6 protein-coding genes and 3 pseudogenes are annotated in these 9618 nt (G+C 45.5%); 4 read left to right on the top strand and 5 right to left on the bottom strand.

The annotated features are described in order from the left end of the window. Window positions 1-169 precede the first annotated feature (169 nt). Entirely contained in the window at window positions 170-736 is a 567-nt protein-coding gene (locus RIG66_RS09470) for a hypothetical protein (RefSeq protein WP_446377386.1), read from the bottom strand. 271 nt (window positions 737-1007) lie between these two features. Here RIG66_RS09470 and RIG66_RS09465 point away from each other — a divergent pair, with 271 nt between their 5' ends. Continuing rightward, window positions 1008-2315 carry a dihydrolipoamide acetyltransferase family protein gene (locus RIG66_RS09465; RefSeq protein WP_446377384.1) on the top strand — a complete coding sequence of 436 codons (1308 nt, stop codon included), beginning with the start codon at window positions 1008-1010 and terminating at the stop codon, window positions 2313-2315. A 149-nt stretch (window positions 2316-2464) separates the two neighbouring features. Here RIG66_RS09465 and RIG66_RS09460 read toward each other — a convergent pair whose 3' ends face one another. Next, a complete protein-coding gene (locus RIG66_RS09460; protein ID WP_446377382.1) occupies window positions 2465-3043 on the bottom strand; it encodes a Uma2 family endonuclease in 579 nt (192 codons plus the stop codon). A gap of 234 nt (window positions 3044-3277) precedes the next feature. On the opposite strand from RIG66_RS09460, the gene mnmE reads away from it, so the two are divergent. From mnmE to RIG66_RS09445, 3 genes and pseudogenes are all read left to right on the top strand, one after another. After that, window positions 3278-4660 carry a tRNA uridine-5-carboxymethylaminomethyl(34) synthesis GTPase MnmE gene (mnmE, locus tag RIG66_RS09455; protein ID WP_446377388.1) on the top strand — a complete coding sequence of 461 codons (1383 nt, stop codon included), beginning with the start codon at window positions 3278-3280 and terminating at the stop codon, window positions 4658-4660. A 233-nt stretch (window positions 4661-4893) separates the two neighbouring features. Continuing rightward, on the top strand, window positions 4894-7236 hold the full coding sequence (locus RIG66_RS09450; RefSeq protein ID WP_446377380.1) for an adenylate/guanylate cyclase domain-containing protein: 2343 nt from the start codon (window positions 4894-4896) through the stop codon (window positions 7234-7236). Window positions 7237-7614: 378 nt separating this feature from the next. Then, window positions 7615-7704: pseudogene (locus RIG66_RS09445) on the top strand (transposase); the annotation flags it as partial. Between the two features lie 362 nt (window positions 7705-8066). Here the strand turns inward: RIG66_RS09445 and RIG66_RS09440 are convergent. From RIG66_RS09440 to RIG66_RS09430, 3 genes and pseudogenes are all read right to left on the bottom strand, one after another. Continuing rightward, complete coding sequence (locus RIG66_RS09440; RefSeq protein WP_446377378.1) at window positions 8067-9011, bottom strand: diguanylate cyclase; 945 nt, start codon at window positions 9009-9011, stop codon at window positions 8067-8069. A gap of 13 nt (window positions 9012-9024) precedes the next feature. Then, window positions 9025-9264, bottom strand: a pseudogene (locus RIG66_RS09435) (sensor histidine kinase); the annotation flags it as partial. 14 nt (window positions 9265-9278) lie between these two features. After that, a pseudogene (locus tag RIG66_RS09430) lies at window positions 9279-9618 on the bottom strand (transposase); the annotation flags it as partial.

Genomic DNA, 9618 nt, shown 5'->3' with positions numbered 1-9618 from the left:
TTTTTTTCAAACAGGTTCCGTTTAATACATAGCTCCCCAACATTGCTCGCTTTCCCCCACACCCCACACCCCATACCCCACACCCAGTATCCTATCGTGGGTAATGTGGCTTAAGTTGACACCCATGACCGACGTGCGCCCTTTACCAACGTGCGCCCAGAAAACCCGCTCACAAACAAAGTTCAGGTGACCAGTCTTGATGACCGCGCTCAGGGTAACATTTGAACTGAGATCCTGCCCAAATCATCTGCCATTGTTCATTCGCTTGAGCCGAGGAATTTTTCTGAAACTCAACACGATATCGGATACCTCTAACCGAATCATCCTTTAATCCAGTCTGAGTCAGAATAACAATTGCCTGATCCGGTTTAGGATAAGAAACATCCACGCTGGCTGAATCCGTGTTAGAGTCGCTATTACCAAAAGCCGAGAGTGCGATCGCGTTTGGATTGCTACCGGTTAAACTCGTCCTATCTGTCTGTTGGGATAGATCAATAGAACGATAGTTTTCCCGGTTAGCTGCTGGCGTCTGAGGCGATGAAAAATTTTGCTGGGGAGTTGAATTACTGGGAGAATCGGGGGATGGCTCAGTCGATGAGGAAATCGTTTTGTCAGGTGAAGGATTAGTGTCTGTGATTGTCGCTTCTGGGGGATTACTGGTACAAGCCATCAGCAGGATTACCATACCAGCGAGACTCACCAAAGAAATTTTGCCCGATTTGACCATCCAATCCATCAGCTTTCTATGTAAGCGGCTAATTCTATTGTAGGTTGGTATGGAGAAGCACCCAGATTTAGGGGCGGGCGGGTAACCCCTATTTCCTGTTCCCTGTTACACACCGAGCGTGTTACCGAGCGTGTTACCGAGCGAAGCCGAGGTAAGTCGAGGTAAGCCGAGGTGTTCCCTATTTTCGACCTTTACAGTTTGAGAACCCGTCATCACGCTAAAATGCGATCTGGCAAATGCTATTGTTATTTAACGCCTAGTTCATAGGGAATACCACCTCATGATCAACGAAGTTTTCATGCCCGCCCTTAGCTCCACCATGACCGAAGGTAAAATTGTCTCTTGGGTGAAATCCCCAGGCGACAAAATAGAGAAAGGCGAAACCGTGGTAGTGGTTGAGTCTGACAAGGCGGATATGGATGTGGAGTCGTTCTATGAGGGCTATCTAGCCGTCATTACTGTACCCGCAGGTGAAACCGTACCTGTCGGGGAGGCAATTGCCCTACTAGCCGAAACTCCTGACGAAATTGAGACGGCTAAACAACAAGCCTCCCAATCCAGTTCCGCCTCAGCCCCAGCCAGTACTCCGTCTGATCAAACGCCAACAGATCAAACGCCAAAACCTGAACCTGAACCTGCTACTGTCTCAGCCGCCCCCCAAGCGCAAGATACCCCTAGTCGTCGCAATGGACGCACTGTCGCCTCTCCTAGGGCGAAGAAATTAGCCAGGGAGTTGAAGGTTGAACTCGACACGTTGACGGGTAGTGGTCCTCATGGACGCATTGTGGCAGAAGATGTGGAAGCTGCTGCTGGAAAAACGACCCAACCTGAACCCGCTGCTGCACCGCAACAGGCACCATCTCAGCCTGCGGCTCAACCGACAGCTACACCCACGACACCTATTTCTGTCCCCCTCGGTGAAGTGGTTCCCTTCAACACCCTGCAAAATGCTGTGGTGCGGAATATGGTGGCAAGTCTTCAGGTGCCATCCTTCCGGGTAGGGTATACTATCACGACTGATGAACTGGATAAGCTGTATAAACAAATTAAACCTAAGGGCGTGACAATGACCGCCCTATTAGCGAAAGCCGTCGCTGTGACATTGAAACAACATCCCACGATCAATGCTTGTTACACGGAAAAGGGGATTCAGTATCACGCTGGCGTCAATGTGGCTGTCGCTGTGGCAATGGCAGATGGGGGACTGATTACACCAACCTTACAAAAAGCCGATGAGGTGGATATTTATTCCTTGTCTCGCACCTGGAAAGGGTTGGTTGAACGCTCCCGACGCAAGCAGTTGCAACCGGAGGAATATAGTTCCGGTACGTTTACGATCTCGAATTTGGGAATGTATGGCGTTGACCGTTTTGATGCGATTTTACCGCCGGGACAAGGGGCAATCCTAGCGATTGGCGCATCACGTCCGCAAGTGGTGGCGACAACGGATGGCATGATGGGTGTACGGAATCAGATGCAGGTGAATATGACCTGTGATCACCGGATTGTTTACGGTGCTGATGCAGCAGCATTCCTACAAGATTTGGCGAAGTTGATTGAAACCAATCCGCAATCGTTGACGCTGTAATCTGATTTTGTCCTGTAATACACACGATCAAATAGTGGCGAAGGGCGGGTTTTGTCTTTGAGGTTATCGGTCGATAGCAAAATTAAACGGCTAAACCCGCCCCTACAATTAACAAACGTTCCACTAGAAAATTTCTACTTTTTTAGGGTTTAATTCCAAACAAGTTGTAAATCTAAAATAAAACCCGGTAAAACATCTTCTCCCGATAACTGGGTCGGATTTTCCAGTATTTCTACCGTTTGCCCTTGGCGATAAATTTCAACCCGACGAGTTGGTCGATAGAGTAACCAACCCAGTCTGACTTGATTATTCATGTATTCCTGCATTTTAGTTTGGGTTTCTGGTAACGTATCGCTGGGTGACATTAACTCCAAAACAAAATCCGGAGCAATGGGGGGAAACTTTTCTTTCTGTTCCTCTGTCAGCGCATCCCATCGTTCTTGTTGAATCCAAGCCACATCGGGAGAACGGTTCGCCCCATTGGGTAGGTGAAAACAGGTGGAAGAGTCGAAAACTTCTCCCAGGTTCGTTTGCTCATTCCACACACAAAATCGAGTGGTTAGCTTGGCATTTCGTTTTCCCGTTTCTCCGCCTGTGGGGGACACGATGATCAGTTCTCCTTTCGCATTACGTTCAAATTTTACATCGGGATTGACTCGGCAAAGATGATAAAATTGCTCTTGATTCAAGTGAACAATTGGATTGAGGTTAATCGTAACGGCTGTCATAAGTAGTTAGGAAAAGTTAAAGACTATTTTACGCGATCGCTTAATTTCCCTCGCCATCAACGCTCAGAACTGGTGCAGGTTTTACCATTACACCACCATCTGTAGGGAACCCTTGATGAACATTAATGTAAACTTAAGGCTGAAACCTTTACTTAATCAGAGATCCCCCCTAGCCCCCATCCCCCCTAGCCCCCCTTTGAAAGGGGGGAACAAGAAAGGTAGGGTCAGTAAATGATGTCTCAACCGTTCGTCCAAGGTGAAACAATAGCCGCGATCGCAACTGCTGTAGTTCCCCAACAAGGGAGTGTGGGGATTGTGCGGGTGTCGGGCGAAAATGCCTTAGAAATCGCCCGTCAACTATTCCACGCACCAGGGCGTCAAGCTTGGCAGACTCACCGCATTCTCTATGGGTATGTGCGTCATCCTCAAACCCAACAGATCGTGGATGAAGCCCTACTTTTAATTATGCAATCCCCTCGCTCTTATACTCGTGAAGATGTCGTCGAGTTCCATTGTCACGGCGGGATTATGCCTGTGCAGCAGGTGTTGCAATTATGCCTAGAATTAGGCGCACGGTTAGCCCAACCGGGAGAGTTTACCCTGCGGGCATTTTTGAACGGGCGGTTAGATTTAACCCAAGCCGAAAGTATCGCTGACTTAGTGGGTTCTCGTTCCCCCGCCGCCGCCCAAGCTGCATTAGCGGGAATAGAAGGGAAGCTGGCTGTACCGATTCGCCAACTCCGGGCGACGTGTTTAGATACTTTGGCAGAAATTGAAGCCCGAATCGACTTTGAGGAAGATTTACCGCCCTTAGATGAAGCGGGGATCGTCTCCCAACTGCAACAAGTATTAACGGATATTAACCAAATTCTCGCCACCGCCGATCGCGGTCAATTATTGCGAACGGGCTTAAACGTCGCCATTGTCGGGCGTCCGAATGTGGGCAAATCCAGTTTATTGAACGCCTGGAGTCGTAGCGATCGCGCGATCGTTACTGATTTACCCGGTACAACTCGTGATGTGGTAGAGTCGCAGTTAGTCGTTGGTGGCATTCCCATACAGGTGCTAGATACCGCCGGAATTCGGGAAACCGTGGATCAAGTCGAGAAAATTGGCGTTGAGCGATCGCGCCGTGCGGCTGAGGCGGCTGATTTAATTGTATTGGTGATTGAAGCCACAGCGGGATGGAGTTCAGAAGACCAAGAAATTTATACCCAAGTCAAACACCGTCCCCTAATTTTAGTCATTAATAAAACCGATCTCGCCCCCGCTGATTCTGTCTCCTATCCGGATAGTATTGACCGAGTAATTACAGCCGCAGTCACTAAAAACGAAGGGATTGAGGCATTAGAACAAGGGATTCTTGAGGCGGTACAAACGGGAACCCTGCACGCGGCTGACTTAGATTTAGCGATTAACCAGCGACAAGCCGCCGCCTTAACCCAAGCCAAGATAGCGCTGGAACAGGTACAAGACACCATCTCCCAGCAGTTACCTTTAGATTTTTGGACAATTGATTTACGTGGCGCGATTCAAGCCTTAGGTGAAATTACGGGAGAGGAAGTAACAGAATCCGTACTTGACCGGATTTTTAGTCGCTTCTGTATTGGCAAGTAAGGGTTGATTTGTGGGAGATGGGGAAGCTGGGGAAGCTGGGGAAGCTGGGGAAGCTGGGGAGGAGAATTACCAATGAACAATGAACCATGAACAATCAGCATAAGACATAAGACGAATGACGTAGCTTGCTTCTCGATGAAAGCGAGTATGACGAATGACAAACGACGATCCCAGTAAATAGCGATATAATACAAGTTTTACCTGACCCCCTTGCCCTGCCGTTGCATTCTTCTTTGAGTATTTTGGAACCCAGGAACGAGGAATTAGATCTGCCCATCCAACCCCCAAGCGCCACAGAAGGCTTAGGCGAAGCTCAATTTGCCCTCGCCTTCCGCTTGTCTCCCAATGCCATGGCAATCAGCACCCTAGCTGATGGACGCTTGTTGGCGGTCAATGATCGGTTACTTAACCTGGTAGGGTATCAAAAAGACGAACTGATTGGCACAAGCACAGTCGAATTGAAGTTTTGGCTGCATCCAGAGGATCGTACTCGCTTTATCCAGCAATTACAAACTCAGGGAACCATTCACAATTATGAATTTAATTTTCGTCTCAAGTCAGGACAGGTAAAAACGGGGTTATTATCAGCAAATATAATTAACTTTAGTGGACAAGACTGCTTACTCAGTATCATTAACGACATCACTGAACGCAAGCATGCTGAGGAACAAGTAACACGTCTAGCTAAAATGAGCCAAGCCATTAGTAGTGCGACGGATTTTCAGACCGCCTTGGATGTTGCTTTACATCAAGTCTGCGAAATTACAGGCTGGAGTTATGGCGAAGTGTGGATTCCCGCGACGGATGGTATGGCATTAGAATGTAGTCATAGTTGGTATGGTAAATGTACAGATATCGATTCTCCAGACGCCGCAAAATTCGAGCAATTTCGAGAGTACAGTGCAGCCTTAACCATCTTACCCAATGAAGAACTACCTGGACGAGTATGGCATCAAATTCAGCCGGAGTGGGTTGATGATTTAGCGGCGTTTCCAGATGACCTTTTCCTGAGATTAGAACTCGCGGTTAAATGCGGATTTAACTCAGCATTTGCCGTCCCCATAGTGACACCAACCGCTGCTCAAGAATCCGTTTACGTCTTAGCTGTGCTGGTGTTTTTTATGGCAAAAAAATACCCACCTGACCATCATTTCTTTGAGCTAGTCACGGTTATTACTAATCAGTTAGGTAGTGTGATGCAGCAGAAGAAAGCGGTCACAGAGATGCAAGCCCTTTTCGCCGCGATGACGGATGTGGTGCTGGTGATTGATGCCTCAGGACGATGCCTAAAAATTGCCCCCACGAATCCCCTGAGTGACTACAAGCCATCAGCCGAAATTGTGGGTAAAACCTTACACGAAGAGTTTCCAGTTAAGCAAGCTGATTTTATTCTCCAAGCGATTCAAGAGGCTCTTTTAACTCAGCAAACTGTTAGTATTGACTATCAGTTGACCGTTGCCGGACGAGATAGTTGGTTCGCGGCTAACCTATCACCCCTGTCTCATGATAGCGTGATTTGGGCAGCACGGGATATCAGTGAGAGTAAATTGCTGGAAAATAAGCTGCGAACGTCGGAAAGCAAAATGCGCCTATTTTTTGAGGCGATGAATGCGATTGTTTTAATTATTGATGTTCAAGATAATACAATAGCAAATATTGAAATAGCACCGACGAATCCTACCCGCTTCTATGACTTTTACATTGACCCAATTAACCAAACAATCGAACATCTTTTCCAAGAGGAAACGGCTCAGGATTGGTTAGATAAAATTCAACAGGCGCTAACCACTCAGCACACGATCTATTTTGATTACAGTCTACAAAGTGAAGACAACACAGTATGGTTTGCCGCCAGTATTTCGGCAATTTCTGAGCAATCGATTATTTGGGTAGCGCGTGATATTACCGATCGCAAGCAGGCAGAGGCGGCGTTACAGTTAGAGCAAGAAAAGTCTGAGCAGTTATTACTAAATATATTACCCGAACTGATTGCCCGTCGTCTGAAACAAGATCAGAGGGCGATTGCGGAACATTTTGACCAGGTGACGATTCTCTTTGCCGATATTGTTGGATTTACGCCGTTATCGGCGCGTTTGCAACCGATTGAACTGGTAAATATGCTGAATCAAATCTTTTCCACATTTGACCAGCTAGCAGATCAGTATGGGTTGGAGAAGATTAAAACCATTGGTGATGCGTATATGGTTGTTGGCGGTTTACCTCGTCCCCTAGACGATCATGCCACAGCGATCGCGCAGATGGCGTTGGATATGCAACAAGCGATTCATGAGTTCCAAGTGCAACAGGGGGAGTCGTTTGAAATTCGCATTGGGATTAACACCGGATCAGTCGTGGCGGGTGTGATTGGGAGGAAAAAATTTATCTATGATTTATGGGGAGATGCGGTTAATGTTGCCTCTCGCATGGAATCATCAGGAGAACCGGGTAAAATTCAAGTTACTGCTACTACATACCAACAGTTACAGCACAAGTTTATCTTTGAACAGCGAGGTGCCGTCAAAGTGAAGGGTAAAGGCGATATGATTACCTATTGGCTTCTGGGTAGAAGGAAATGATCTCAAAAGTGGATTGGGTAGGGTAATATTATTCATCCTTTCTGATCATCCCTATCTGGAAATTGCTGCGCCGTACAATTTCCCAGGGGTATATTTAAGTCTTGGGCTATAGCTTTCGCTAATCCAGGATTAGCCCAGGATTATATTATTCATCTACCATCACTATTTCAATCAACTCTTTTATCCTTACCGCAGCCGCGACTATTCTAAATCTGCTAGAAGTTAGATGCATTCTTAACCTAATACAGGGCGACCCGATAAAATTGATGGATTGGTTCTGTTATGTTTTGCAGCGGGTCGCCCCTACAATTTCATGAATGCTGATAAAATTGATAGGTTGGTTGGGTTATTTTTGCCGTGGGTCGCCTCTATCGTTCTATGCCTTACGAACCCCAAAAACACCATCGCCATTCCATTCGCCTTAAAGGATACGACTACAGGCAAACTGGTGCTTATTTTGTCACGCTTAATGGGTTGATTTTGGGTGATGGTTCATGCCGATTTTTATTTGAATTGGCGATACCTAATACAGGGCGACCCGATAATATTGATAGGTTGGTTCTGTTATTTTTTGCAGCGGGTCGCCCCTACAATTCTATTAATGGCGATGAAATTGATGGGATATAAATTATCACGGTTTGGTTATCGTTTGTCGGTTGTCGTTTGTCGTTTTGCGATACCTAATACAGGGCGCCTTGATAACATTGATAGGTTGGTTCTGTTAATTTTTGCGGCGGGTCGCCCCTACAATTCCATGAATGGCGATGAAATGGATGGGTTGGATTAATTTGTGCGGTAGTTCATGTTTATTTTTCATTTATTTCCAATATCTAATGCAATGCAACCCGATTGTATCCCTGACTTTTTGCGTGATAGAGTGCCTTATTCGCTCGTTGAATAATTACCTCGATGTTGGCATCGTCTAATTGATAACTAGCTACACCAACGGTTACTGTCATTTGCACCTGTTTATCGCCAATCCCTATGGTAATTTGTTCCAGCCGTTTTCTCAAACGTTCAGCGACACGCACCGCCCCATTACTATCGGTTTCAGGAAGTAATGTGACAAACTCTTCACCGCCAAATCGTCCACAATAATCTGCCTCACGCAATGAACCAACGATGCTTTTTGCCACACCCTTAAGCACTTCATCTCCCATCGTATGCCCATACTCATCATTGATTTGCTTAAAGTGGTCAATGTCAATCATCAGGATAGACATGAAACGTTTGTAACGAGAGGCTCGATTAAATTCTTGATAGGCAACCGTTAAAAAATGGCGGCGATTCCAGAGTCCAGTCAGGGGATCAGTAATTGCTAACTTTCTTAACAAATTCGCTAATTTGTCGTGTTCTTTAACCAATCGATTCAATTGCTTTTGAGTCTGCTTCAATTCTAAATGGGTTCGGACACGGGCAAGAATTTCTGCTGGATTAAAGGGGTGAGTAATTGTATCGGCTGCGCCTTTCTCAAATGCTTCGATTAAATACTCTTGTTCACGAACCGTCCGCATCAGGATAATTGGACTTGTGGTTAGGGGAGGTGGAGACTTAAGATAGTCACACAACTCTAATCCACTCATCTTGGGCATGGTTAAAGCCATAATAATTAAGTCAGGCTTATCAAGGTGTACACGCTCAATCGCATCCTGTCCGTTGCTGACAACAATCGTTTTGTAGCCTTCGGCTTCTAAAATGACATGAAGAATTTGTAAATTATTGGGATTATCATCAACAATCAAAATTAGGAATTTTTCCGGAAAGAATTTTTTCATTGGTCATTATCCTTCACCCTCGGCTATTTTGATATTTTATCGGAGAGTAAGGCAGAATAGTTAATGGAATTGTGACAATAAATATTGTTCTTTGCCCAGGGGTTGAATGACAACGGATTTGACCTTTGTGTTTGTCAACAATAATCTGGTGACTAATTGACAAGCCTAACCCTGTGCCATTGCCAACTGGTTTGGTGGTGAAAAATGGGTCAAATATATTGGCGAATATCTTTTTATTAATTCCAATGCCATTAAGCTGTTATGCATTTAAACTGTGATAAGAGCATTACCCTTATTTTTCAGTTTACGTCCCCAGTTAATAACTAGCTTGTCTTCATTTAAAAGTTGATTCAACAAAGATTCTAACTCTTCAATGGATTCAAAACAGCCGATTGGCAATATATTCTTTTGTTGAATGCCAGACTAATTCAATTAAGTTATAATCTGGACTATATTCGGGTAAATATTCAAGATGAATATTGGGCATTTCAGATTCAATCTTATTAATATACTCTTGTTTTTTATGAAAGCTGGCGTTGTCTAATATAATAACAATTTTGGCTCCCTTTTCGGTAAAGTCTTCTTTTTTATTCCCGGCTTCTACCCA

It is taken from the genome of Coleofasciculus sp. E2-BRE-01 (assembly GCF_040221695.1).
Classification (GTDB): Bacteria; Cyanobacteriota; Cyanobacteriia; order Cyanobacteriales; family Coleofasciculaceae; genus Coleofasciculus.
Note: the sequence above shows the minus strand (reverse complement) of the source record. Positions and strands in the feature narration are given on the sequence as shown.

Coding starts and splice junctions, on each gene's coding strand:
- RIG66_RS09465 (WP_446377384.1), top strand. CDS start 1,008: ATGATCAACGAAGTTTTCATGCCCGCCCTTAGCTCCACCATGACCGAA.
- RIG66_RS09470 (WP_446377386.1), bottom strand. CDS start 736: ATGGATTGGATGGTCAAATCGGGCAAAATTTCTTTGGTGAGTCTCGCT.
- RIG66_RS09440 (WP_446377378.1), bottom strand. CDS start 9,011: ATGAAAAAATTCTTTCCGGAAAAATTCCTAATTTTGATTGTTGATGAT.
- mnmE (WP_446377388.1), top strand. CDS start 3,278: ATGTCTCAACCGTTCGTCCAAGGTGAAACAATAGCCGCGATCGCAACT.
- RIG66_RS09460 (WP_446377382.1), bottom strand. CDS start 3,043: ATGACAGCCGTTACGATTAACCTCAATCCAATTGTTCACTTGAATCAA.